The organism is Akkermansia sp. BCRC 18949, assembly GCF_045011645.1.
GTDB lineage: Bacteria > Verrucomicrobiota > Verrucomicrobiia > Verrucomicrobiales > Akkermansiaceae > Akkermansia > Akkermansia massiliensis.
The window spans coordinates 1,571,348-1,596,302 of record NZ_CP123619.1; the positions used below are offsets into that span (position 1 = coordinate 1,571,348).

Annotated in this window: 19 protein-coding genes and 1 tRNA gene; 15 read left to right on the forward strand and 5 right to left on the reverse strand. The window is 58.7% G+C overall.

The features are described from left to right. Nucleotides 1–77: 77 nt before the first annotated feature. From metH to P8A25_RS06540, 6 genes are all read left to right on the forward strand, one after another. Complete coding sequence (gene metH / locus P8A25_RS06515; RefSeq protein ID WP_215442624.1) at nt 78–3,839, forward strand: methionine synthase; 3,762 nt, start codon at nt 78–80, stop codon at nt 3,837–3,839. Between the two features lie 31 nt (nt 3,840–3,870). Beyond that, nucleotides 3,871–4,647: a threonine/serine exporter ThrE family protein gene (locus P8A25_RS06520; RefSeq protein ID WP_022398239.1), complete on the forward strand. Its 777-nt coding sequence runs from the start codon at nt 3,871–3,873 to the stop codon at nt 4,645–4,647. After that, nucleotides 4,644–5,147: a threonine/serine exporter family protein gene (locus P8A25_RS06525; protein WP_022398238.1), complete on the forward strand. Its 504-nt coding sequence runs from the start codon at nt 4,644–4,646 to the stop codon at nt 5,145–5,147. Before P8A25_RS06520 ends, P8A25_RS06525 begins: the two co-directional genes overlap by 4 nt. A gap of 95 nt (nt 5,148–5,242) precedes the next feature. After that, nucleotides 5,243–5,317: transfer RNA gene (locus tag P8A25_RS06530), tRNA-Gln, on the forward strand. A gap of 669 nt (nt 5,318–5,986) precedes the next feature. Then, complete coding sequence (locus P8A25_RS06535; RefSeq protein WP_022398237.1) at nt 5,987–7,315, forward strand: homoserine dehydrogenase; 1,329 nt, start codon at nt 5,987–5,989, stop codon at nt 7,313–7,315. 21 nt (nt 7,316–7,336) lie between these two features. After that, on the forward strand, nt 7,337–8,554 hold the full coding sequence (locus P8A25_RS06540) for an aspartate kinase (protein ID WP_404838607.1): 1,218 nt from the start codon (nt 7,337–7,339) through the stop codon (nt 8,552–8,554). Nucleotides 8,555–8,756: 202 nt separating this feature from the next. On the opposite strand, the gene P8A25_RS06545 is transcribed toward P8A25_RS06540, so the two are convergent. Both P8A25_RS06545 and P8A25_RS06550 read right to left on the reverse strand, forming a co-directional pair. Then, complete coding sequence (locus tag P8A25_RS06545; protein ID WP_215442622.1) at nt 8,757–9,356, reverse strand: hypothetical protein; 600 nt, start codon at nt 9,354–9,356, stop codon at nt 8,757–8,759. 91 nt (nt 9,357–9,447) lie between these two features. Continuing rightward, nucleotides 9,448–10,326 carry a T6SS effector amidase Tae4 family protein gene (locus P8A25_RS06550; RefSeq protein WP_404838608.1) on the reverse strand — a complete coding sequence of 293 codons (879 nt, stop codon included), beginning with the start codon at nt 10,324–10,326 and terminating at the stop codon, nt 9,448–9,450. 88 nt (nt 10,327–10,414) lie between these two features. Between P8A25_RS06550 and P8A25_RS06555 the strand changes: the two genes are divergently transcribed. After that, complete coding sequence (locus P8A25_RS06555) at nt 10,415–10,564, forward strand: hypothetical protein (protein ID WP_215442620.1); 150 nt, start codon at nt 10,415–10,417, stop codon at nt 10,562–10,564. A gap of 216 nt (nt 10,565–10,780) precedes the next feature. On the opposite strand, the gene P8A25_RS06560 is transcribed toward P8A25_RS06555, so the two are convergent. Beyond that, complete coding sequence (locus P8A25_RS06560) at nt 10,781–11,290, reverse strand: co-chaperone YbbN (RefSeq protein ID WP_022398232.1); 510 nt, start codon at nt 11,288–11,290, stop codon at nt 10,781–10,783. Between the two features lie 103 nt (nt 11,291–11,393). On the opposite strand from P8A25_RS06560, the gene P8A25_RS06565 reads away from it, so the two are divergent. After that, nucleotides 11,394–12,113: a TIGR02206 family membrane protein gene (locus P8A25_RS06565; protein ID WP_215442619.1), complete on the forward strand. Its 720-nt coding sequence runs from the start codon at nt 11,394–11,396 to the stop codon at nt 12,111–12,113. A gap of 103 nt (nt 12,114–12,216) precedes the next feature. Here the strand turns inward: P8A25_RS06565 and P8A25_RS06570 are convergent, their stop codons facing one another. Further along, nucleotides 12,217–13,590, reverse strand: coding sequence for an NADase-type glycan-binding domain-containing protein (locus P8A25_RS06570; protein ID WP_215442618.1), 1,374 nt, complete (start codon nt 13,588–13,590; stop codon nt 12,217–12,219). 730 nt (nt 13,591–14,320) lie between these two features. Here P8A25_RS06570 and P8A25_RS06575 point away from each other — a divergent pair. From P8A25_RS06575 to P8A25_RS06605, 7 genes are all read left to right on the forward strand, one after another. Beyond that, nucleotides 14,321–17,866, forward strand: a complete 3,546-nt coding sequence (locus P8A25_RS06575; protein ID WP_215442617.1) for an adenosylcobalamin-dependent ribonucleoside-diphosphate reductase — start codon at nt 14,321–14,323, stop codon at nt 17,864–17,866. A 103-nt stretch (nt 17,867–17,969) separates the two neighbouring features. Beyond that, entirely contained in the window at nt 17,970–18,677 is a 708-nt protein-coding gene (locus P8A25_RS06580) for a DUF5131 family protein (RefSeq protein ID WP_215442616.1), read from the forward strand. Between the two features lie 164 nt (nt 18,678–18,841). Next, a complete protein-coding gene (locus P8A25_RS06585) occupies nt 18,842–19,774 on the forward strand; it encodes a shikimate dehydrogenase (RefSeq protein WP_215442615.1) in 933 nt (310 codons plus the stop codon). After that, nucleotides 19,767–20,792: an A/G-specific adenine glycosylase gene (locus P8A25_RS06590; RefSeq protein WP_215442614.1), complete on the forward strand. Its 1,026-nt coding sequence runs from the start codon at nt 19,767–19,769 to the stop codon at nt 20,790–20,792. The genes P8A25_RS06585 and P8A25_RS06590 overlap by 8 nt, the downstream gene beginning before the upstream one ends. Further along, nucleotides 20,789–21,367 carry a leucyl/phenylalanyl-tRNA--protein transferase gene (gene aat / locus P8A25_RS06595; protein ID WP_022398223.1) on the forward strand — a complete coding sequence of 193 codons (579 nt, stop codon included), beginning with the start codon at nt 20,789–20,791 and terminating at the stop codon, nt 21,365–21,367. The genes P8A25_RS06590 and aat overlap by 4 nt, the downstream gene beginning before the upstream one ends. A 74-nt stretch (nt 21,368–21,441) precedes the next feature. Continuing rightward, nucleotides 21,442–21,801, forward strand: a complete 360-nt coding sequence (locus tag P8A25_RS06600) for a four helix bundle protein (protein WP_251827993.1) — start codon at nt 21,442–21,444, stop codon at nt 21,799–21,801. 15 nt (nt 21,802–21,816) lie between these two features. Continuing rightward, nucleotides 21,817–22,005, forward strand: coding sequence for a four helix bundle suffix domain-containing protein (locus tag P8A25_RS06605; protein WP_215442609.1), 189 nt, complete (start codon nt 21,817–21,819; stop codon nt 22,003–22,005). Between the two features lie 129 nt (nt 22,006–22,134). Here P8A25_RS06605 and ppdK read toward each other — a convergent pair whose 3' ends face one another. Further along, the gene (gene ppdK / locus P8A25_RS06610; RefSeq protein WP_102722298.1) at nt 22,135–24,879 is read right to left on the reverse strand and encodes a pyruvate, phosphate dikinase; all 2,745 of its coding nucleotides are present in this window, start codon (nt 24,877–24,879) and stop codon (nt 22,135–22,137) included. Nucleotides 24,880–24,955: the final 76 nt, after the last annotated feature.

The following is a 24,955-nucleotide window of genomic DNA, read 5'->3' on the forward strand; positions in this document are numbered from 1 at the left end:
ATGGCTGTTTCCACGGCAAGCGTGACGCCAATTGTCCTTGTTCCAAACGCGGACGAACGGTAGATTTTCCGCGCCATATGACCAGAGCATCCAGAATAGAACGCCTTGATTATCTGAAGGACCAATTGAGCAAAAGGATTGTTATCCTGGATGGCGCCATGGGCACCAATATCCAGAAGTTCAGGCTGGGAGAGGAGGATTACCGCGGGGAACGTTTTGCGGATACGGAGCGCTACCCCAACGACCTGAAGAATAATAACGACCTGCTCGTCCTGACCAGGCCGGAGGTGATCCTAGACATCCACCGCCGCTTTCTGGGTACGGGGCATGCGGATATCCTGGAAACGTGCACGTTCAGCGCTACCAGCATCGGCCAGCATGATTATTTCTGGCACCGTCCGGAAGAAGGGCGCCGCAAGGACCAGGAGTATTTCCAGGAGGTGGTGGACGCTCCTGAATTGAAGTCCCTGATCCGGGAAGTGAATTTGGCCGCCTGCGCCCTTGCCCGCCAGGCATGTGACGAAGCGGAAGCGTCAGACGGCAGGCCGCGCCTGGTGGCCGGCTCCATCGGTCCCATGCCCGTTACCTGCTCCCTGTCCCCGGACGTGAACGATCCCGGCTTCCGGGCCGTGAATTTCCGCCAGCTGAGGCAAGCCTACCGCGACCAGGTTCTGGCCCTGCTGGAAGGAGGAGTGGACATGCTGCTGGTGGAGACGATTTTCGACACGCTGAACGCCAAGGCGGCCCTGTTCGCCATTGAAGAGATTTTTGAGGAACAGCCGGAGGACGCCGTTCCGGTCATGGTGTCCGTAACGCTGACGGACAAGGCCGGGCGCACGCTGTCCGGCCAGACGATTGAAGCGTTCTGGAATTCCATTCGTCACGTCCGCCCTTTTTCCGTGGGCATCAATTGCGCCCTGGGGCCGGACCTGATGCGCTCCTTTGCGGAAGAGCTTTCCGGCCTGGCGGATTGCTACGTGTCCATTTACGCGAATGCCGGGCTTCCCAACCCTCTCAGCCCCACCGGCTACGACCTTCTTCCGGAGGACATGGCCCGGTTCATGAAGGAGTATGCCTCCCTGGGCCTGCTGAATATCGTAGGCGGCTGCTGCGGGACCACTCCGGAGCATATCGGCGCCATTGCTGCAGCCATGGAAGGGGAGCCTCCGCGCATTCCGGCTTCCCAGGAGCCCGCGCTGCGCCTGTCCGGATATGAAGCGTACAATCATACGCGGGAGAAGAATACCCTTTTTGTGGGGGAACGCTGCAATGTGGCGGGTTCCCCCAAATTTGCGCGCCTGATTCGTGAAGGGAATTATGAGGAAGCGGTATCCATTGCCCGCCAGCAGGTGGAGAATGGAGCCGTGGTGCTGGATTTCTGTTTTGACGACGGCCTGATCGACGGTCCCGAGGCCATGGTCCGCTTTCTTAATCTCGTTTCCGCGGAGCCGGATATTGCCCGTGTTCCCTTCATGGTGGATTCCTCCAAATGGGAAGTATTGGAGGCCGGCCTGCAATGCATGCAGGGCAAGGGAATCGTGAATTCCATTTCACTGAAGGAGGGGGAAGAGGAGTTCCTGAAGAAAGCGGCGCTGATTAAAAAGTACGGCGCTGCTGCCGTGGTGATGGCTTTTGACGAACAGGGGCAGGCTTCCAATTACGACGACCGCGTCCGCATCGCCAAACGGGCCTATGACCTGCTGGTGGAGCGGGTGCAGTTCCCTCCGGAGGATATCATTTTTGACCCGAACGTGCTGACCGTCGGCACCGGCATTGCGGAACACGCCAATTACGCGCTAGATTTCTTCAAGGCAGCAGGCTGGATTTCCCGGAACCTTCCCCACACCCACATTTCCGGCGGCATTTCCAATGTCTCCTTCGCCTTCCGCGGCAATAATCCGGTGCGGGAGGCCATGCATTCCGCCTTCCTGTACCACGCCACGCGGCAGGGGCTGGACATGTGCATCGTGAATGCCGGGATGCTGGAGGTGTACGATAATATTCCCAAGGACAGGCTGGAGCTGATTGAAGACGTTCTGCTGAACCGGAATCCGGACGCTACGGAACGCCTGACGGATTACGCTGAAAAACTGGCCGCGGAGAAGACGGAAGACGGAAAGGAAAAGAAGCCCGTGCTGGCCTGGCGGGAGCAGGACGTCGCCAAACGCCTGGAGTATTCCCTCATCAAGGGCATTACCGAGTTCGTGGATGCGGATACGGCGGAGGCGTTCCGGGAGCTGGGCTCTCCGCTGAACGTGATCGAAGGCCCGTTGATGGACGGCATGAAAGTCGTCGGGCAATTGTTCGGGGACGGCAAGATGTTCCTGCCCCAGGTGGTGAAGAGCGCCCGCGTGATGAAGCAGGCCGTGGCATGGCTCACTCCGTACATTGAAGCGGACAGCAAGGGTTCCTCCAAGACGGGAAAAGCCGTGATCGCCACCGTGAAGGGGGACGTGCATGACATCGGCAAGAATATCGTCGGCGTGGTGCTGGGCTGCAACGGCTTTGAGATGATTGACCTGGGCGTAATGGTCCATTGCGATACCATTCTGGACCGGGCGGAAGCGGAACAGGCGGACCTGGTGATGCTTTCCGGCCTGATTACCCCTTCCCTGGAGGAGATGTCCCACGTGGCCGCGGAGATGGAGCGCCGGGGGATGACCATTCCCCTGATGGTGGGGGGAGCCACCACATCCGCCCTGCACACGGCCCTGAAAATCGCCCCCCATTACAAGGGTGCCGTGGTTCATACGGTGGACGCCTCACAGGTGGTGCCCGCTGCCGCCTCCCTGGTGAGCGAGAAGAAGGATTCCTACATTGCCGCCGTGAAGGCACGGCAGGAGGAGTTGCGCAACAGGCATGAAAACAAGCCCGTCCGCGACCTCCTGCCCCTGGAGGAAGCCCGTGAACTGCGCTGGAAGGGGGCGGAGGACGGCTACGTCCCCCCCGTGCCCGCACGCCTGGGACCGGTTTCCATCGGCAGCCTGCACAGCTCCGTCAGCTGCGGCTGCTGCAGTGACGACCCGCGCTATTACGTGACCGTGCAGGAGCTGATTGAGCATATTGACTGGACGCCCTTTTTCCACGCCTGGGAATTGCACGGTTCCTGGAACCGCGCCAGCCAGGAGTTCCGGACGAAGGACCCTTCCAAGGCGGAGGCGGCCGCGGCCCTGTACCAGGACGCACGCGACCTGCTGGAACAGGCCGTAAAGGAGAACCGCTACCAGGCCCGCGGCGTCATCGGCATTTTCCCGGCCAATTCCACGGCCAGCCATGACGACATCACCGTCTGGACGGATGAGTCCAGAAACGTTCCGCAGGCCATCCTGCTGACCCAGCGCCAGCAGTTGAACAAGCAGGGAAAGACCAGGCTGGCGCTGGCGGATTTCATCGCTCCCGAGGGGGTGAAGGATTATGTGGGGGCCATGGCCGTCAGCATTCACGGGTCCAGGCGCTGGGCGAAGGAATGGGAAGCCAGGAATGATTCCTACCGCGCCCTGCTGGTCAGCTCCCTGGCGGACCGCCTGGTGGAGGCTTTCGCTTCCATCGCCCATGGCAAGCTGCGCCTTTTGTGGAATATTCCGGAAGAGTCAGGGGTGCGCCCCGCCTGCGGTTACCCCAGCCAGCCGGACCACCAGGAGAAGGAAACCGTGTTCGACCTGCTCCATGCCCGGGAGGAAGCGGGCATGAACCTGACGGAGACCTGGATGATGCAGCCCGTTTCCTCCGTCTGCGCCCTCGTGTTCTCCCACCCGGAAAGCACCTATTTTTCCGTGGGCGTCACCGGGGAGGACCAGCAGAAGGATTACGCCGCCAGAAGACAGGCCGCCCATTCCTGACTTTCCCGTTTTTATTCCGCCTTTCCCCTTTATGCAGCATACCGACCAAATACAGGCCCTTTCAGAGTTCCTGCTGGAGTACGCCACCACGCTTATGGGCGCGGGGGTGCACACCAACCGCGCCGTGCGCAATATTTCCCGCATTGCCGCCGCGTACGGGTACAGCGCGGATATGACCATTTTCCAGCGCAATATTACCATGAGCCTGATTTGCAAGGATGACGAGACGCTGCGCCGCACCTCCGTCCGGAAGCTGAAGCCCCTGGCGTTCAACTTGAACCTGATCCAGCAGCTCAGCGAATTGAGCTGGCTCCCGGTGGACAACAACGTCAGCATTGCGGAGATGGAGCAGGCGTTCCGCTCCATCGTGCGCACCAAGAGGTTTTCCCGCTGGACGGACCTGCTTCTGGTCAGCGTGGGCAACGCCGCCTTCTGCCGCCTGTTCAACGGGGACCTGTGGGCCATGCTGACCGTGTTCGCCGCCACCCTGCTGGGCTTCCTGGTAAAACAGCAGCTTTCCCGGTTGAAGTACAATCCGCTGGGCGTCATTATCCTTTCCGCCTTCGCCGCTTCCATGGCGGCCGCGTGCGCCGTCATCTTCCAGCTCGGCTCCACGCCTCAGATCGCCCTGGCCACCAGCGTCCTGTTCCTGGTTCCCGGCGTTCAGATGATCAATTCCATCATGGACCTGATGCACGGCCACATCCTGATGGGCATCTCACGCGGCGTCCATTCCATCATGATGATTTCCTGCATCACCATCGGCCTTTCCGCAACCATGCTCATCGTGGGGGTAAACAGCTTATGAGTCCGGATTTTCTTTCCTCCATCCTCCTGGACGGCCTGATGGCCGCCATTGCCGCCACGGGGTTTGCCGTCATCTCCAATCCGCCCAAGCGCGCCATTGCCGTTTCCGCCCTGCTGGCGGCCATCGGCCACGCCTTCCGGTTTTACATGCTGCATTCCTGGTCCATTGACATTTCCAGCGCTACCTTTATCGCCGCCTTCACCATAGGCATGCTGGGCGTCATGACGGCCAAGCTGGTGAAGTGCCCGGCGGAGATTTTCGCCTTCCCCTCCCTGCTGCCGATGATTCCGGGCGTGTACGCCTACAAGACCATCCTGGCCCTGATGCAGTTCATGCAGGAGAACCAGGACACGGCCACCATGAACCGGCTGATTGTAGAGATTTGCAAGAACGGCATCACGGCGTTCTTCATCATCTTCTCCCTGGTGATCGGAGTAGCCATTCCCATGCTGATGTTCAAACGGTTGAGCTATACCCGCATCATCAAGCCGGAACATTGACCGCCAAACGCCGGAACCGGGACATTTTTCTCTTGCCAGACTACGCCCCGTATGGTTTACTACGCCCCGCAACGGCAGGAATGCCAGTGCAAGACAGCCCCATAGTGTAATTGGTAACACACCTGATTTTGGTTCAGTATTTCTAGGTTCGAGTCCTGGTGGGGCTGCCAATCCAACCCTCTCTTCAAGGAGGGTTTTTTGCTGCCTTTTTCCGGCGCCGTTTCCCTGCCCGATTTCGCCAGCAGTGAGATTTCCCCCGGCCCCAGTGAATTGCCGGCCTGCGGCACGGCGGTTGTCCTGGCGGAACCTTCGTGAACCTGCAGCGCACCAGGGATGCCACCGGGCGTAAGGAAGCCGTCCTTCCCGCATGTTCATTCACGGCCGTGCGCCGGGAATAAGGGTTCCGGCCCCTTTAGACTCCGGACGGCACAAAGAAAGAGAGAAATTCCCCGCCGCTGTGCTGCGGAAAATGTTTTAAATACGCTAGCCAGGAAACCAGACAAGCCTGGTGGACAGAAAGGATAGCTTGAAGCGCTCAGGAGGAACTAATCAAGCTTCCATTCCCAGGCAACGGCAGAATGAACATGGCGGGATATGATATTCCCCCCCACTCCATTTATTTCTGGAGAATACAGAAGGATTTCCCCCTTACAAAATTTGGAACAGAAAACGGAACGGGCACTTCCGGAGATTATCCGGAGGAGCCAGGGGAACGGAGTAACGGCCACCCTTTCCACTTTCCCCCGTTTCCACGCCCTCCGGACGAGGGTCACGTGGCATTTCCAGACGGTAAAAGCTCTTGCGTTACAGGGATTTTTTTGCATAATCCCCCGGCAGGAATGACGGAAAAACCTATACAACTTGGGCTTGCCGGGCTGGGGACGGTTGGTTCCGGCGTTTATGAAACGCTGTGCCGCAACCACTCCCTTCTGGAAGCCCGGAGCAAGATTCCTTTCAGAATCAAGCGCATCGCCGTGCGCAATCTGGAAAAACCCAGGGAAACCGCCGTTCCCCAGGAGCTGCTGACGGACGACTGGCAGGACCTGGTGAATGACCCGGAAATAGACATCGTCATCGAACTGATCGGCGGCACGCGCCAGGCTTACGAGCTGGTGACGCTGGCCCTCCGCGCCGGGAAACCCGTCGTCACGGGAAACAAGGCTCTTCTGGCGGAGTACGGCGCGGAGATTTTCAAGCTTTCCGCGGAAATGGGCACGCCCATTTATTTTGAAGCTTCCGCCGGAGGCGGCATCCCCATCATCCAGAGCCTGCAGAATTCCCTGATCTGCAACCATATCAATTCCATTGTCGGCATCATCAACGGAACGTCCAATTACATCCTCTCCGCCATGGGGGAACACGGGGCCGATTACGCGGACGCCCTGGTCCAGGCCCAGAAGCTGGGCTTTGCGGAAGAAGATCCCTCCCTGGACGTCAACGGCTGGGACGCCGCCCACAAGGCCCTCATCCTGGCGATGCTGGCGTACGGAACCACTATTTCCCCTGACAAGATTTACGTCAGCGGCATTGAGAACATTACCAGCCGGGATTTCGAGTTCGCCAGGAAGCTGGGGTATACCATCAAGCTCCTCGTCGTCATCCGCTACCATGAAGGGCAGGAAGACGCCCTGGAACTGCGCGTCCAGCCCTGCTTTGTCCATGACTGGCATATCCTGGCCTCCGTGAACGGCGTATTCAACGCCATTTCCGTCAACGGAGACATTGTAGGGGAAACGCTGTTTTACGGCCGCGGAGCGGGCAAAAATCCCACAGCCTCCGCCGTCATCAGCGACGTGATCACCGCCATGCGTGAAAGCCGCTATCCTGAATACCATACGGGCTTCAATCCGTATGCCAAGTCCTGCGGAATCATGCACATCAATGATACGGTCACCCCGTATTACGTCCGCTTCCAGGTGGCGGACCAGCCCGGCGTCATTGCGGAGATAGCCCGCATTCTGGCCACCTTCGGCATCGGCATTTCCGCCACCTCCTCCGCTCCCAGCCATATCGCTGAAGACGGAGCCCAGTGGAACGACCTCGTTTTCATCCTCCATTCCTGCCCGTGGGGCCAGCTTCAGAAGGCCCTGGAGGAAATTGCCCGCATTTCCTGCGTGGCGGCGGAACCCCGCGTACTCCGCATCGAACACCTTCTTCCTCAATCCTAACCTACATCATCATCCTGTTACATGGCTCTTATCGTTCAAGAATTCGGGGGCAGCTCCGTCGGCACCATTGACCGCATCCGCAATGTGGCGCGCCGCATCCATGACACCGCCAAAGACGGCAACCAGGTGGTCGCCGTCGTTTCCGCCATGAGCGGGGTGACGGACAAGCTGATCGGCCTGGCCAAAGAGTTGTCCGAATCCCCTTGCGAACGCGAACTTGACGTGCTGATGGCCACCGGAGAGCAGCAGTCCATCGCCCTGCTCTGCATGGCCCTGCACGAGCTAGGGGAAAAAGCCATGTCCTTCACGGGGGCGCAGGCGGGCATCACGACCTTCGGCAGCCATACGCGTGGCCGCATCCACAGCATCAACCCCACGCTGATGAACAAGTACCTGCTGGAAGGCAACATCCTCATCTGCGCCGGCTTCCAGGGAGCCACGGAGGAAGGAATGGTCCAGACGCTGGGCCGCGGGGGGTCCGACCTTTCCGCCATCGCCATCGCGGCCGCGCTGGAAGCGGACGTGTGCCAGATTTTTACAGATGTGGACGGCGTGTACACCTGTGATCCCCGCGTGGTGAAAGACGCCAAGAAGATACAAACCCTTTCATATGACGAGATGCTGGAGATGGCCTCCAACGGTTCCAAGGTGATGCAGTCGCGCTCCGTGGAATTCGCCAAAAAATTCGGCGTCGTCTTTGAAGTTCGCAACTCCATGAACACCAACCCCGGTACAATCGTGCAAGAAGAAACTCCCTCCATGGAAGCCGTCGTCATCCGCGGCATTTCCATTGACCGCAACCAGGCCCGCGTTACCATTACCGGCATTCCGGACCAGATTGGCTACACGGCCCAGATACTGGGCGCCCTGGCAGAAGCGGAAATTAACCTGGACATGATTCTGGCCAATACCGCTCATGACGGCTACGTCCGCCAGTCTTTCACCATGCCCTCCAACGAACTGGGCCGCGCCCAGGCTGCCCTCAAGCCGGTCATGGCCGCCCTGGGTTCCACCGTGAAGGTGGAAACGGAAGCGGGTCTTGCCAAGCTTTCCCTGGTAGGCATCGGCATGCGCTCCCACTCCGGCGTGGGAGCTACCGCGTTCAAGGCCCTGGCGGACGCCAACATCAAGACCGGCATGATTTCCACCTCGGAGATCAAGATTGCCGTGATGGTGGACGAGTCAGACATTGAGGAAGCGGCCCGGGTGGTGCACAGGGCGTTCAATCTGGGCGTCTAACACTTCCCCCTTTTTTCAGGCCCGGTTCACGGAAACGTGAACCGGTTTTTTCATGTATTTCCCCCCTGTCCGGGACAGAGAGGGGAATGCTGAAATACAAAAAAAGGCCTGCTTCCTGAAAGGAACCGGACGGGGAGATGAAACATGCCCGGGCAACAAGGAAGGGCCTGCCGGAAAGAGGGAAAGAAAAAAGAGTAAGGCGTTATTTGCCGGAAGAGGGCCGGAAGCGGGCGGCCTCCGATTCTGCGGTGATCCTGGCGGGTTCGATATGAAGGAGTTTCCTTATAGCTTGGCCCCGATCGCTCTCCGTCATCGGGAAGTAAATAACGTCGTCTCCCAGATCATAGGAATCCAGGCCCGGGATACTGTCCGCCGGAGCAAAAGATTCCGGCGTGTCCGGCAGTTTTTTTACCTCCTTGGAGGAGGCAAGGGTATAATACATATAATTACCGGAATACAGTTCCGTTTTAGGGGAGCTGCCCGGTTCCGGTTTAGAGAAGCTGACCGCAGAGTGTTTATGGGCAGTCCAGCTCCACTGGATCAAAGCCTCCACAGGAATGTCTCCCCGGAGGGATTGGACGACGCGGGCGTAGTACGTTATCTCCTGGTCCGTTTCCACCGTCTTATAAATAATAACCGCCAGGAGAATGTCGCTTTTCCGCAGGTACATGGCCGGGCTGTAAAGAGAAGCATCCGCGGCCACTTCAGCCTGCGTGGGAAGGGGGGATGGAGATGGCGCCGCGCTGGCCGATACCGCTATCAGTCCGGAAAGCAAACAACAAAAGAGTGGTTTTTTATCCATAGAAATGGGTAGATTACTTTCTTTTCCATTATGTTCAAAAACGGAGCGAATGCTTTTAAAGCATTCGCTCCGTAAAAAAGAAGTTGATGAATTATTCAGCGTCTTTCAATGTCGCCCGGTTGATTAACCAAATGGGGCCAGTCAGGAAACTGCCAATGGAGATGTTGTCTCCCGGGCACATGCCTACGTGGCCCTTTCCGGCAAACACAATAATGTCGCCCGGCTGCGGGCTGCAATAGCCTGTATCCTGGCCGTCGGCATAGTCCGGGTCGCCCAGGAGCTTTTGCACATAAGCGGCCATGTCCCTTGCACGGATGATCACGTGGGTTTTACCTCCCAGCGCATCGGCGTTCGCCTCGGCTCCGATGGGCATAGCCCCGGCTTCATTCTTCAAGTCCTTTCCGAAGGAACTCAGCGTGATACTCATGCGCAGGGCGCAGCTGTTATAATAGCTGCGCAATTGCTCAGGTACATTGTCCTCAATTTCCTTCAGGTGGGCCTGATAGAGCCACCCCCCGATGTAGGACCAAACCTGTCCGGGATTGGGCATGGTGACATAATCCACCATATTGTAGCATTTCAGCAGTTTTTGGGCATCCTCCGTCTTCCAGAGATTGACGGGGGCATCAATTTCCCAAAGTTCCAGGTCAGCCCCATCCATTTGAGGAACGAATTCTTCCGCATTGGGATAGGGGGCAATGGCATCCGGAACCTTCAGGTTCTCATGATGGAGCTTGACGTAATGGTAACCTTGCTTGAGTTCCTTCTTGCCCTCCGCCTTCTTGGATGAGTTGCCGTCCTTGAGTTCCACCACTTTCTGGTTGTCTATTTCCAGGTAACCGTTGTCGTCCATCTGAATGGTAAAGGCATATTCCTTATCAAAGGGAATACGGATGTATCCTTCCCAGTCATGGACGCCGGTTTCTTCCGTCTTGTGCCAGACGATTTTGGGAGCGTCTTTTTTCCTCACCTTGTAACGAGGATTATTTTCAGCGTCGAGCGGGTGAAATGGTATAGTTGATATAGCCATAGTGTTTATGTTTTCAATTCATTTATTGTTGAATGAACTGGTCATTCAGTCCATGGTCACCTTGAAAGATTTCCCTCTCCCCATCAACACGTTCAACGCGTATTCGGCAGACAGGGAAAGGGCCGAAACGGCGCAGGAATCAGGTGAAAATAAAGGGCATCAAAAATACAAGCATTGATGGCCAATAATTAAACATTCCAATCTCTCCGTCCCGGGAGGAAATAAATGCGCCTTCCGCCTGCACATTCCGGAATTTTGCCAAACCGTCTCCAATACGAAATATAAGAGGCGCCTCCAGAAGGAATATACCTCTCCGGACTATTGACGAGTGTTCATCTACAGGTAATTGGTCATTTTTCCCTGTAACCATGCAAAGGCCGCAAAGGAAATTCCTTTACTGCACCCGTATGGTCTGTTCAATCAGTTCGTTCAGGCGGGGGGCGGAAACGCCGCCGACCATTTCCTTCAGCTTCATGCCTTCCAGATACAGGACCGTTAGCGGAACGGCTTCCAGCCCGTACTTGCGGGCCACGTCCGGATAAGCGTCCGCGTCAATCAGCACGGCGAACGCCTTGCCGTCCTGCGCCGCGGCGTAGGACTTGACCGCCTGCACGTAGTCCGTGGCCGGGCGGCTCCATGGGGCATAAAAGACAATCAGCACCTTGCGGCCGGAGAGTTCCGTGAGCTGCCTCATGTCCTCCCCCTTGTAGTCCATCCACACGGGGGCCTTTTTTTTAGGCTCCGCGGGGGGGAGAACTTTTTTGGGAGGGTCAAACGTCCTTTCCAGGGGGCGCGGAGCGGGCTTCTTCTCCGCGTAGCGGGCGCGCCGTTCGCTGGAATCGTCGCATCCGGTCAGGCCGGCCATCAGCAGGCCGCTGACCAATATGAACAAGCCCTGTTTCATTCCGCAGGCAAGTATGCCCGGGGAAGGCGAATTTGCAAGACTGAAACCCGTTCCGCTTTTCGCGTTGCCCCCGCCCCCCCTTCTCTGTTATGGTAGCCGTTGCATGAACGGCGTCCCTCCACTGGAATTTGCAGGGGTTTCCCACTGGGCGGCTTTGGCCGTTCTTCTGGCGGCGGGACTGTGCATCATGGAACTGGGGCAGTCCTACAAGAAAACCGTCAGGAACCGCACCACGTTCTGGCTGGGAGTCGCCTGCCTGTTCAGCCTGGTTCCGGACCTGGCCGCCATGCTGGCGGATGAACCGGAAAAGAGCTGGACGTGGATGCTTCCCCTGCATTTCTGCTCCGTCATGCAGGTGCTCTGCGCCCTGAGCCTGTGGATTCCCTCCCGCCTGCTGCGCTCCGTGGTGTACTACTGCGTGCTGTGCGCCACCTTGCAGGGGCTGCTCACCCCATCCGTGGCCCACGATTTCCCGTCGTGGACGTACTTCGCCTTTTTCCTGTCCCACGGCGTAACGGTCATCACGGCCCTTTACCTGCCGCTGGCCCTGGAATGGAAGCCGGCGCGGTGGGATTTCCTGTGGGCCCTTCTGCTGGCGAACGTATATCTGGCCGCCGTCCACCCCGTCAACATGCTTCTGGAAACCAATTACGGGTTCACCGTGGCTACGCCTGCGGGCGGCTCCGTGCTGGACCTGTTCGGGCCGTGGCCCTGGTACCTGCTGTGGATGCAGATTCCGGCGCTCGTGCTGATGTACCTGCTCACGCTTCCCTTCCGCCATTATCCCAGAGGACGCACGGGCAGTTCCCTGTTCCATCATTGAGAAAGGCCCCACCATCCGCGCCAGACTGTTCATGCCGGAACTACTGCGAAAGAGGAAAGGCGCGGACTCCCGATTCCGGACAAGAAGGGCCGGAACAAGCCTTTTATTGGACAATAGGCTTGAGGATGCCGATGTAGGTGTCCGACGTTCCGGTTCCGCGATAGATGGAATCTATCCTGATCTTGATGGTGTGCACAGGCTGCCTGTAGTACGGCGGCACGACGATCTGGGGCGTCCAGTCATCCCGCAGCGTGGCGTCAAAGGTGTAATTCCCGTTCAGCGTTACCTGGATGACTTTGGGGCGGCTGAACATGGAATAGGCTATGTTCGGATGCCGCCGCGCTTCCGTATCCCTTTCCGGATTGGTCACCGGGGAAATGCCGGTTTCCAGCATGATGCCCAGCAGCCGTCCCGGATTCTTGAGCTTGATTTCCAGGGTTTCCCCCTGCCCGTCTCCGGAAACGCCTTCCGCCCAATAGCCGGTGCCGTTCTTCAGGTTATCCGGGGAACACGGCGCGCCGTAGGGGTCCTTCTCCAGAGTAGAGCTGGCCGTCACATCATACTGGTCCGTCAGGGTTCCCTTTTCACCGCGGATGGTGACCTGGCCGTCCTTGTCCAGCACCCAGCCGGGGCCGGGCGTCAGCACCACGGAGGAAGCATAGGGCCTGCCGTCCGCTCCCAGCAGGGACCAGGTATAAACGCCTTTGGGCGTAGTCACAATGGATTTGGCATCTGCGGACGGGTCCAGCTTGACGGATTGGTTGGTCATCTCCGAGCTGTATACATTCACAACCGCCCTGGGGGTGCCTCCCGTCCAGGTCATCACCGGAGAGGCGAGCAGCGTCAGACGGGGTTCCCCCATGTTGACCTTCGGTTCCGGCGTAATGGCAATATCCTGCGTATAAGGCACGGAAAACTGGAAGGTAAGCACATGAGTACCCGCCTTGTTGGGAACCTGGGCCACCAGCCAGTGGGTGATTCCGGCAACGGGGGACATGGTGGGAGCGTCCGCCTGAAGATGCCGCCCTTCCACCAGGGAGGAATCACATTTCAAATCGTCCACGGACGTCACGATGTCCTGCACCGCCCTCGTAAAAGGCAGGTTGCGTATGGGCTCCGGCTTTGCGGCATTGGCCTGTTCATCCGGCGGATCATACTGGAACGGCACGCCCACGGAGATGGTCTTGCCCTTGACGCCTTTGGGGATGTCCAGCGCGCAAGTGTAAATCAGAAAGGCCTGGTGCTGTTTCAGGGACACGGTAACGTCCAGGGCGTTCAGCCGGATTCCGTCCGCCTGCGTCAAATCCATGGGGACCGGCAAGCCGGGCGCCGGAGCAATGCATTGAAGGGAGACGTTCCGCGACCGGGGCTGCGGGGCCTTTTCTGCGGCGCTCTGTTCCTTATGCTGAGGGTCTGCGGCCAGGACCGGCATGCAGCACACGGCGCCGGTCAACCAGATCAGGGTAGCCAATCTCATGGCCGTTAAAATAACGCCTTGCAGCACGTTCATCAAGGCTCATTTGAGGCAGATGGATAAGCCTTTTCCTCCTCCTGCTTCCCGCCTTAAAAAACAAGGGAGAAGCCATTTTTTAATCCGTAAAATCCGTAGCAGGCAGGCATTCGTTTCAAGCCCAGGAATGTTGTCCCATGTTTTTTAAAAGGGCTTGTTGAGAGTTTTCCGGAACGACTTTTTGCCGGATGGGTGAAGAGCGGCGCCCTTATGAAGGGGAGCAGAAGGAGGCCGCTCCCAACCGGATAGAAAACCGGCATGGACATCAGATGCTTTACTATGTTATTAATCAATAAAATTCATTCACTGTTAATAATCAACAGGAATTTTTACATAACAGGAAATACACGCTGCAATACCCATCCATCCGGCCCCTTAACGCCTTCTTATTGCCGGGGGTTTCCCATGGAAAAGCCCCCTCCGCGGGAGGCGAATAACGTTCTGCAGGAAGGCGCCCGTCAAGCAAAAAAAATGGAGTGTCAGGCAGACAAAAAAAATTCACGCAAGACAGGAGTAAAATTTCTCGGAAACCGGGATAAAGCACAACATGTGGGATACAGAAAAAAAGACTGTACAATATTTCCTTTTCATCGCGATTATTTTTCAGTAGATAATGCAAACGCTACGCGCCGCCCCAACCCCGCGACGGAGCGCTGCCTCACGGGATTTCTCCCAAACGCTTTCTACTTCGCAAGCCATGACTATAGACAACTCGCAAACCATACTCAAACTGCGTACAGGACAGGAAATCATCCTCCCCCAGAGGAAGGACCTGCTGGGCGGTTTGAAATTCACCAGAAGATTTTCCCACAACGAAGTCCACCCTTATGATGAAGTGGACTGGACGCGCCGCGACGTGCGCATCATGGACTGGAAGACCGGAAAGACCATTTACGAGCGCCTGGGACTGGAAGCCCCCGCCCACTGGGATGACAACGCCGTCAAGATCACGGCGGACAAGTACCTTTTCGGCAGTGAACCGGGGTCCTTGGAATATGAAGACAGCTTCCGCAATATTTACGACCGCATTTCCAACACCTACACCGTATGGGGCTGGGAGGAAGGCTACTTCGCCACGCTGGAGGACGCGGAGATTTTCAACGAGGAAATCAAGGCCATGCTGGTGCAGCAGATTTGGGCTCCCAACTCTCCCGTATGGTTCAACATCGGCCACTGGGAACAGTGGCGCTGGGGCCGCCCGGACCTGCGGGAAAGCTATACCGGCCACGGCAACAAGGCCTACCACACCAAGGGCACCAAGAACAACCTGAAGACCTTCACGGTCCAGTCCACGTATGAATATCCCCAGTGCTCCGCCTGCTTCCTGACGGAAGTGGGGGACAGCATGGAGGACATCCTGGACCACCTGACCACGGAAGGCCGCATTTTCGCTTCCGGTTCCGGCGTGGGCATCAACCTTTCCACCCTCCGTTCCTCCAGAGAGCCCATCAGCGGCAAGGGCCGCTCCTCCGGCCCCATTTCCTTTGACCGCGGCTGGGACCGCATGGCCGGGGCCATCAAGTCCGGCGGCAAGACGCGCCGCGCTGCGCGCATGGTGCTGATGTTCAGCGACCACCCGGACATTTTCGAGTTCATCAGCACGAAGAACCGCCAGGAAGACATCGCCAAGGTGATCCTGCGCGAGCACAACGTGCACGTGGAGCTGAAGCAGATTGCGGAAACCAAGCTGGTGGCGGGAACCCCGGCGGAAAAAGCCGCCGCGCGCCTCATTCTTTCCCTGCCTCTGGCTACCCGGAACAGCTTTGACCCGCACATGGACGCCCTGCTGTACGGGGAAACGCTTTCCCACCAGAACGCGAACCATTCCGTCTCCCTGAAAGGCGACTTCTGGCAGGCCCTCGCCAACAACGGCAATACCTACACGCGCTGGGTCACGAACCCGGCCCACATTGAACAGACTTTCCGGGCCCAGGAACTGCTGGAAGCCATGGCGAAGTCCATCTGGGACAACGGGGAGCCCGGCGTGCACAACAATGACGTGATCAACCTCTGGAACCCCGTCAAGTCCATCGGCTCCATCACTACCTCCAACCCCTGCTCCGAGTACGTCTTCCTGAACAATACGAGCTGCAACCTTTCCTCCTTCAATGCCTACCGCTTCCTGACGAAGGATGAGGACGGCAAGCCCGTCTTCGACGCGGACGCCCTGACCCACGCCGCGCGCCTGGCGATGGTCTGCGCTGACCTGAACGTGGAACGCGGCGGCTTCCCGATTGAAGAAATCGCGGAAGGCACCTACAAGTACCGCACCACGGGCATCGGCTTCGCCAACGTGGGCGGCTCCCTGATGGCGCTGGGCGTTCCGTACGATTCAGACGAAGGCCGCTGGATTGCCTCCCAGCTTTGCAGCGCCCTGACGGCGGCCTGCTGGACGGCCTCCGCGGAGATGGGCGCGGAACTGGGTTCCTACGTGGAATACCCCGCCAGCAAGAAGGACCTGCTGGCCGTGCTGCGCCTGCATAACGCGGCCCAGAAGCTGGCGACCGCCCTGCCCTCCCAGAAGGATTCCAAGACTTTGGACGACCTGATTGAGAACATCATCGCCAACGCCGGCGGAGTGCTGCCGGAAGCGCAGGGACTGACCGCCTCCTACGCCCTGCACGCCTATCTCAAGAGCTTCAAGGCTCCAACCCTGATGAACAAGGAGCGCATCGCCCCCGCCGCCAAGCTGGCGGAAGCCGCCTCCGGGATGTGGGCCAAGGTCGCCAAGGCTACGGCGCACCGCAACGCCTTCGTCTCCGTGATGGCCCCCACGGGCACCATCTCCGCCCCGCTGGGCTGCTACGATGAAGGCACCACTTCCATTGAACCGGATTACACGCTGGTGAAGTGGAAGCAGCTTGCGGGCGGAGGCTCCCTGAAAATGTTCAACCGCCTGGCCCTGGAAGGCCTGCGCTCCCTGGGTTATGCGGAAGACTTCGTCAATGAAGCCGCCCTGGAAGTGGCCGGCCTGGACGGCCTGATTTCCGCGTTCCAGGGGAATATGGACGCCGTCGTGAACCAGCTCATCGTGGACCCCTGCAACGACCAGGCCGGACCCGTGCGCCTCGCGTGGCGCCGCCTGCTCTCCGGCACGGAATCCCGCAGCGAGATTCAGGAAAAGGTGGCCTATATCAGCAACCCGGCCAACATGTCCGTGCTGACGGCGGATGAACTGACCGTCATCAATGGCTCCGCCCACATTGAGTCCATCCCGTGGCTGGACAAGAAGGACCTGTCGGTCTTTGACTGCGCCGCCACCAACGGCAACGGCATCCGCGCCATCTCCCCCGCCGGCCACGTGCTGATGCTGGGCGCCCTCCAGCCCTTCATTTCCGGCGCGTGCTCCAAGACGGTGAACATGCCCGTCTCCGCCACCGTGCAGGAAGTCTACGACTCCCTCATCATGTCCCATGAGCTGGGCGTGAAGTGCATCGCCATTTTCCGCGCCGGCTCCAAGGCGAACGCCGTTTACGTGGTGGACACGCCGGAAACCCGCATGTTCAAGGCCAACCACGTCTGGGAACAACTGGTGAACGCCGGATCGGACGCCATTGACGAGATCATCGCGGAAGCCTCCAAGCCGCGCCAGCGCAAGCTGCCCGGCCGCCGCCTGGGCCAGACCGTAAAGTTCTCCGTGGGCGGCCAGCTCACGGGCTACCTGACAGTGGGCGTGTATGCGGACGGTACCTGCGGGGAAGTTTTCGGCCGCCTGGGCCAGGTGGGCTCCTTCGCCTCCGGCATGTTTGAAGCCTATTGCAAATTGCTCTCCACGGCCCTCCAGTTCGGCGTGCCGCTCAAGGAAGTGGTCAAGGGCTTCCGCAATTACTCCTTTGAGCCTTCCGGCTTCTGCCGCGTGGGGGACGATACGGAGGCGGACACCTGCACGGAAATCCGTTCCTGCGCCTCCGTGGTGGACCTGATCGCCAAGATTCTGGCATGGCTCTTCCCGGAAAGCAACGGCTACCGCCTGCGGGACGTGTTCTCCATCCCGAGCGTCAGCCTGCCCGGCCAGGCTCCGGACACCACGGTGAGCGTGCTGCCCCCCCGCATCATCACCGCCCCGGTGCACCTTGAAACCCCGGCGCTGCCGGAGGTTCCCGCCGCCGGCAAGGCGCCGGAAGGCACCATGCTTAACGGCGCTTCCCTGTGCCCGCAGTGCCATTCCCTGGCCTACGTGCAGGACGGCAAGTGCAAGTCCTGCCGCTCCTGCGGGTATAAGGATGGCGGCTGCGGGGAATAAGCGGATTATTCCCGTACCTGTTATTTCAAGGCGGAACCCGGCCAGCTTCCGGGTTCCGCCTTGCTGATGCTTTCCCCAGCTCCAATCCATCGGAAGTAATCAAATGGCTATGTGGAACCCATGGCGCGGATGCCACCGGTACAGCGCCGGGTGCAAATTCTGTTATATTCATCAAGCCGACAGACGGAGGGGAATGAATACGGACGAGATCGTGAAAACGGACAATTTTCATGCCCCCGTGCTGAAGAATAAAAAGGGAGATTACAGAATGAAACCCGGCCAGACCGTGTATCTGGGCTTCTCCACGGATTTTCTCATCCGGGAGGCGGACCCATGGCGCGGCGAATGCTGGGAAATGATCCGGGAACGCCGGGACCTGAATTTTATTTTCCTGACCAAAAGAATTGAACGGTTCATGGAATGCATCCCCGGTGACTGGGCGGACGGCTATGACAACGTCACCATAGGCTGCACGGTGGAAAACCAGGACAGGGCGGACTTCAGGCTCCCCATCTTCAACAAGCTTCCCATCAAGCATAAAAATATCATCTGCCAGCCGCTTCTTGAGCAGGTGGACCTGGCCCCGTATTTGAACCAGATTGAACTGGTCGTCGCAGGCGGAGAATCCAACAGCTGCGCCAGGCCCCTGAATTATGAATGGATCTTATCCATCCGGGAACAATGCATCCGGAGCAAGGTTCATTTTGAATTCAGGCAATGCGGGACAAACTTCATCAAAGACGGGAAAATGTACCGTCTGCACGTCAGGCAGCTATGCAGCCAGGCGAAGAAGGCCGGCATCAACTGCTGACCTCCTGCCCGGCGTGCGGCAGAAAAAAGCGCCGCCCCCACGCGTTCCGGACTACGGGGCAAAAAACCACCCGGAAGAAGGAATGATAGGCGTTTGCCTTGAAATCCGGCGTAATTTCATTCATAGTACAGCGTGAACGCCTGAGCCCGTTCCTCTATCTTTCCATGAAACCCTACTACACCCTGGCCGATCTTCTGGATGAAGAACATCCGTTTGATGCCGGAGAATCCGTTCCCGCCAGACTGGCCGTGATCGGCTTCCCCATCGCCCATTCCAAATCCCCCGCCATGCAGCAGGCCGCTCTGGATGCCGCAGGCATCCGTGCGCGCTACATCCGCATCCAGGCTTCTCCGGAAGAGTTTGCGGACGTGGTGCGCCTGCTCCGGGAAAAAGGATTCCTGGGAGCCAACGTCACGGTGCCCCACAAGCAGGCCGCCTGCTCCCTGTGCCATGATACGGACGCCCTCTCCCGCGCTACGGGTTCCGTCAATACGCTCGTCTTTCAAAAGGACGGCTCTGTTTCCGGCTTCAATACGGACGGTCCGGGCTTTGGACGCGCCATCCGGGAAGAATTTTCCGTGGACCTGCGCGATTTGAAGGTGGTGCTTCTGGGCGCCTGCGGCGGGGCCGGGCTGGCCCTGGCCTACACCTGCGCCATGCAGCACTGCGAGCGGCTGACGCTGGCAGGCAGGTCAGAAGAAAAGCTCCAGGCCCTTAAGGACAAACTGAGTTCCTTTTTCATTGACGAACACAGGCTGGAAGGACCATCCGACCGTCTGGCGGCCCACCTGAACAACACGCCGCGGTTCAATTCCGCCGTGGCGGAAGCGGACCTGATCGTCAACGCCACGTCCCTGGGCCTGAAACCTACGGACCCCTCCCCCGTGCCGTCCGCCCTGCTTTCCGCCCACCACCTGGTGTATGATTTACAGACGCATGACGACGCTTTCCAGATGGAAGCCCGCTTCCAGGGAGCCAGGGTCTCCAACGGCCTCTCCATGCTGGTTCACCAGGGGGCCCTTTCCTTTGAACGCTGGTTCGGCATCAAGCCGGACATTTCCGCCATGCGCCAAGCCCTTGAACAAAAGCATGCCTGACACCAAACCCGATTTTGACATCCGGGCTTTCCGGAACGCGCTGGTGGAGTGGTTCAGGCGCGAGGGAAAGGATTACCCATGGCGGCGGACAACGGACCCGTGGCACATCCTGGTTTCCGAGCTGATGCTGCAGCAGACCACCATTCCCACCGTTCTGGGAAGGTATGAACGGTGGATGCGCCAGTTCCCCACTCCCGGGCACCTGGCCTCCGTGGACGAGCAGACGGCCCTGCGCTCCTGGGAAGGGCTGGGCTATTACCGCCGCGTGCGTTCCCTCCAGGCCATTGCCAGGGAGATTGTCAACGAATTCGGCGGAGAGTTCCCGGACAATCCGGAAGGGCTAAAACGCCTGCCGGGCATCGGCCCGTATACGTCTGGGGCCCTGCTTTCCTTCGCCTTCAACAAGGCCGCCCCCATCGTAGACGCCAATGTGGCGCGCGTGCTGGCCCGCATTGACAATTATTCCGTGCCCGTGGATTCCACGGAAGGGTTGAAGTACCTGTGGACCCGCGCGGAAAACCTGGTGGATCCGGAACATGCCCGCGAATTCAATTCAGCCATCATGGAATTGGGGCAGACCTACTGCAGGATCAGCGCGCCGGACTGCCTGCTCTGCCCCGTGCGCTCCTTCTGCTCCGCAGAGCAGCCGGAAACGCTCCCCGTCAAGAATCCCAAGCCGGAAATTACCCGGGTGGAACACCACGACGTTCTCTACCTCCGCGGTAAATCCATCCTGCTGGCAAGATGCCCGGAAGGGAAGCGCCACGCCGGCATGTACCGTTTCCCCCAGCGGGAGGACGACCATACCCTTTCCCTGCCCCATGTGCTGAAACAGACCTACAGCGTCACCCGCTACAAGGTGACCCGCTACATCCACCATGTGACGGAATCCCCGGCTTTTCTGGAGGGGGAGGAACTGGTTCCTCTGGACAAGGTGCACGAGCTGCCCATGGCCTCCCCGGACCGCAAGGCCCTGAATTCCCCCGTCCTCGGCAAACTGCTGGACCATATCAGATGAATCCCAGACTGACACCGGAACTGGTTCTTTCCGCCTACTGCCAGGGGTGTTTTCCCATGGCGGACCCGGAAACGGGAGAAATTTCCTTTTACGAACCGGATCCCCGCGCCCTGATTCCGCTGGACGAACGCTTCCACATCCCTCACGGTCTCAAGCGCGTCCTGAATAAAAAACCTTTTGAACTCCGGATGGATACCGCTTTTCCGGATGTGGTCCATGCCTGCGCCCGGACGGACGAACCGGAGGAACAATGGATAGACGGGCAGATTGAGGAAGTGTACGGCAGGCTTCACGAGATGGGCTTTGCCCACAGCGTGGAGTGCTGGGATGAGGAAGGATTGCAGGGGGGCCTTTACGGGGTCTCCCTGGGGAAGGCGTTCTTCGGGGAGAGCATGTTTCACCGGAAAACGGATGCCAGCAAGATTGCCCTGGTAGCCCTGGTTCAGTACCTGCGGGCCCACCAGTTCCTTTTTCTGGATACGCAGTGGACTACGCCGCATTTGCTGAAGTTCGGCACGTACGAGGTTCCGGCGGGGGAATACCGGAAGCTGCTGAAGAGGGCGCTGGAGGGGTGAGGAGAAAATTTGGAGTTTATTTATTTTAATGGACAAAATGGGAATAAATGAACAGAATGAACTCCATGGACGGAATGTCTCATGGATTTATTCCCAAGCATGGAGGATACCGGAATCTGGTGGTATACCGGGTTGCGGAGATCATTTATGATTTCACGTTCCGGTTCTGCAATAAATACGTGAAAAATCAAGGCCGGACTTATGACCAGATGGTTCAGGCAGCCCGTTCCGGCATGCAGAATATCACGGAAGGGAGCGTGGATTCAGGAGTCAGCAAAGCGTCTGAATTGAAACTGACGGGAATTGCCAAGGGAAGCCTTCAGGAACTAAAGGAAGACTACCTTTCCTATCTGCGCCAGCGGGGATTGGAACAGTGGGAAAACAACAGTCTTTACGCGCAAGAGCTGATCAGGGCCAGGTTTTCTTCCGCATAGGAAGTTATCCGGTGGGTGGGCAAGCACAGGAATTTCCGCCCGGACCATTTTGGAGCAAATACAGCCGTTATCCTCATTAACGTAGCCCTTGGCCTGCTTGCTAAATTGATTCAAGCCCAGGAAAAGGATTTCATGCAGAACGGCGGCATCCGTGAACGCATGACCCGCGCACGGCTGGAACAGCGCAAACACAGAGGCAAATAATCTTCTTATTTAATATTTTGGTCCACTCCGTCCATCAAGTCCCTTTAGTCCATCCCTCCCCCGTCTCCACAAAAAAGCCCGTGGTTCCGGAGAACCACGGGCTGTCTATTAACCCTTAACAAAAAAGGCTTACGCCTGTTCCAAAGCTGCCTGGGCGGCGGCCAGACGGGCGGTCGGGACGCGGTAGGGGGAGCAACTCACGTAGGTCAGGCCCAGCGTGTTGCAGAACTTGACGGAAGCGGGGTCGCCGCCGTGTTCGCCGCAGATGCCCAGCTTGATGTCCGGACGGGTGGAGCGGCCGAGTTCCACGGCAATCTTCATCAGCTTGCCGACGCCTTCCTGGTCGATGGAGGCGAAGACGTTTTTCTTGATGATTTCCAGTTCCTGGTACTGCGGCAGGAAGGAGCCGGAGTCGTCGCGGCTCATGCCCAGGCCCGTCTGGGTCAGGTCATTGGTGCCGAAGGAGAAGAACTGGGCGGTTTCCGCGATTTCGTCAGCCGTGACGGCGGCGCGCGGGATTTCAATCATGGTGCCTACGAGGTAGTCCACCTTGGCGCCCTTTTCTTCAAATACCTGCTTGGCCACCTTGTCAATGATGGCTTTCTGGATGTCCAGCTCCTTCTTGAAGGCCACCAGGGGAACCATGATTTCAGGCACCACGGCGAAGCCTTCTTCCTGGGAGACTTCCACAGCGGCTTCAAAGATGGCGCGGGCCTGCATTTCCGTGATTTCCGGATAGGCGATGCCGAGGCGGCAGCCGCGGTGGCCGAGCATCGGGTTGAACTCGTGGAGTTCAGCCACGCGGCGCATGATGACTTCCACGGGCATGCAGATTTTCTGAGCCAGGTCAAGCTGCTGTTCCTTCGTCTGGGGAAGGAATTCGTGCAGGGGCGGGTCCAGCAGGCGGATGGTGCCCGGCAGGCCCTTGAGCGCCTTGAAGATGCCCTTGAAGTCGCCCTTCTGGTAGGGAAGGAGCTTGGAAACGGCGGCCACGCGGTCGCTCTTCTTGGTGGAAAGGATCATTTCACGGACGAAGTCGATCCGGTCCCCTTCAAAGAACATGTGCTCCGTGCGGCAGAGGCCGATACCGGTAGCGCCGAAGGCGATGGCGGTTTCCGTCTGCTTGGGGGAGTCCGCATTGGTGCGCACTTTCATCTTCGTGCAGTCGTCGCACCACTGCATGAGCCTGGCGAAGTTCTGGTAGGTGCGGCTGTCTTCCGGCTTCATGGTCTTGGAGATCAGCACCTGGATGATTTCAGAGGGGGAGGTTTCCACCTTGCCCGCATACACCAGGCCGCTCGTTCCGTCGATGGACATGTAGTCGCCTTCATTGAAGGTCATGCCTCCAACGGTGACGGTGCGGTTGTTGTAGTCCACGATGACTTCATCAGCGCCGCAGACGCAGACCTTGCCCATCTGGCGGGCAACGAGGGCCGCGTGGGAGGAAACGCCGCCGCGGGCGGTCAGGATGCCTTCAGCGGCAATCATGCCGCGCAGGTCTTCCGGAGAGGTTTCCAGACGGACCAGGAGCACTTTTTCACCGTTGTCCGCAGCTTCCACGCAGCGTTCCGCATTCAGGTAGATGCGGCCGGTGGCGGCGCCGGGGCCGGCGGGAAGGCCGCGGGTGAGCATCTTGGCCTGCTTGATGGCTTCACGGTCAAAGATGGGGGTCAGCAGCTGGTCCACCTGGTCCGCGGGGATGCGGCGCACGGCGGTTTTCCAGTCGATCAGGCCCTGCTCCACCATTTCACAGGCGATGCGGAAGGCGGCCACGCCGGTGCGCTTGCCGTTGCGGGTCTGGAGCATGTACACGGTGCGGTCCTGAATGGTGAATTCAAAGTCCTGCATGTCGTGGAAGTGGTTTTCCAGCACTTCGCGGATGCGCATCAGTTCATTGAAGGCGGCGGGCATCACGTCGTGAAGGGCCGCTACGGGAGCAGGCGTACGCACGCCGGCCACCACGTCTTCACCCTGGGCGTTCATCAGGAATTCACCGTAAAATTCGTTTTCGCCGGAAGCGGGGTTGCGGGTGAACGCCACGCCGGAACCGGATTCTTCACCCGTGTTGCCGAACACCATGGCCTGCACGTTGACGGCGGTGCCCCATTCGGACGGGATACCGTATTTCTGGCGGTAAACGATGGCGCGGTCATTGTTCCAGGAACCGAACACGGCGCCGATGGCGCCCTGGAGCTGTTCCCAGGGGCATTCCGGGAATTCATGGCCGGTGCGTTCCAGCACCAGCGCCTTGAAGCGGGAGACCAGTTCCTTCAGGTCATCCGCGGAGAGCTTGGTGTCTTCCACGTCCGCGTTGCCGTAGCGTTCTTCCTTGATGGCGGCGATGGCGGCTTCAAAGGGTTCGTGGTCTTCATCCGGGTTCTTCTGCACGCCCAGCACCACGTCGCCGTACATCTGGACGAAGCGGCGGTAGCAGTCCCATGCGAAGCGGGGGTTGCCGGTGGCCTTTACCATGGCTTCCACGGATTTTTCATTCAGGCCGAGGTTTAGAATCGTGTCCATCATGCCGGGCATGGATTCGCGGGCGCCGGAACGTACGGCTACCAGCATGGGCATGGCTTCCGTATCGCCGAACTTGCGTCCCAGGATCTGTTCCATCCTGGCAATGCCTTCCTTGATCTGCGCGTCAAGCTGGGCGGGATAGGTGCAGCCGTGATCGTAGTAGTAAGTGCAGACCTCCGTGGTGATGGTGAATCCGGGAGGAACAGGAAGGCCAATGCGGGCCATTTCCGCAAGGTTGGCGCCCTTGCCGCCCAGAAGATTTTTCATGCTGCCATTGCCGTCGGCGGACCCTCCGCCGAAGGAATAGACGAATTTGTCAGTAGATGCGCTGCATGCGCAGGAATTGGTGGACATATCGATTGTTGTAGTCGAATTAATGATTCTGCCCAAACATCAACCACAGGAGCCAACAAAAGACCCGATAGCGAGT

Excerpts from the sequence above, each read along its gene's own strand:
- P8A25_RS06575 (WP_215442617.1), top strand. The coding sequence starts at position 14,321 with ATGACTATAGACAACTCGCAAACCATACTCAAACTGCGTACAGGACAG.
- P8A25_RS06570 (WP_215442618.1), bottom strand. The coding sequence starts at position 13,590 with ATGAGATTGGCTACCCTGATCTGGTTGACCGGCGCCGTGTGCTGCATG.
- P8A25_RS06520 (WP_022398239.1), top strand. The coding sequence starts at position 3,871 with ATGCAGCATACCGACCAAATACAGGCCCTTTCAGAGTTCCTGCTGGAG.
- ppdK (WP_102722298.1), bottom strand. The coding sequence starts at position 24,879 with ATGTCCACCAATTCCTGCGCATGCAGCGCATCTACTGACAAATTCGTC.
- P8A25_RS06585 (WP_215442615.1), top strand. The coding sequence starts at position 18,842 with ATGAAACCCTACTACACCCTGGCCGATCTTCTGGATGAAGAACATCCG.
- P8A25_RS06535 (WP_022398237.1), top strand. The coding sequence starts at position 5,987 with ATGACGGAAAAACCTATACAACTTGGGCTTGCCGGGCTGGGGACGGTT.
- P8A25_RS06590 (WP_215442614.1), top strand. The coding sequence starts at position 19,767 with ATGCCTGACACCAAACCCGATTTTGACATCCGGGCTTTCCGGAACGCG.
- P8A25_RS06565 (WP_215442619.1), top strand. The coding sequence starts at position 11,394 with ATGAACGGCGTCCCTCCACTGGAATTTGCAGGGGTTTCCCACTGGGCG.
- P8A25_RS06545 (WP_215442622.1), bottom strand. The coding sequence starts at position 9,356 with ATGGATAAAAAACCACTCTTTTGTTGTTTGCTTTCCGGACTGATAGCG.
- aat (WP_022398223.1), top strand. The coding sequence starts at position 20,789 with ATGAATCCCAGACTGACACCGGAACTGGTTCTTTCCGCCTACTGCCAG.
- P8A25_RS06580 (WP_215442616.1), top strand. The coding sequence starts at position 17,970 with ATGGCTATGTGGAACCCATGGCGCGGATGCCACCGGTACAGCGCCGGG.
- P8A25_RS06560 (WP_022398232.1), bottom strand. The coding sequence starts at position 11,290 with ATGAAACAGGGCTTGTTCATATTGGTCAGCGGCCTGCTGATGGCCGGC.
- metH (WP_215442624.1), top strand. The coding sequence starts at position 78 with ATGACCAGAGCATCCAGAATAGAACGCCTTGATTATCTGAAGGACCAA.
- P8A25_RS06600 (WP_251827993.1), top strand. The coding sequence starts at position 21,442 with ATGTCTCATGGATTTATTCCCAAGCATGGAGGATACCGGAATCTGGTG.
- P8A25_RS06540 (WP_404838607.1), top strand. The coding sequence starts at position 7,337 with ATGGCTCTTATCGTTCAAGAATTCGGGGGCAGCTCCGTCGGCACCATT.
- P8A25_RS06525 (WP_022398238.1), top strand. The coding sequence starts at position 4,644 with ATGAGTCCGGATTTTCTTTCCTCCATCCTCCTGGACGGCCTGATGGCC.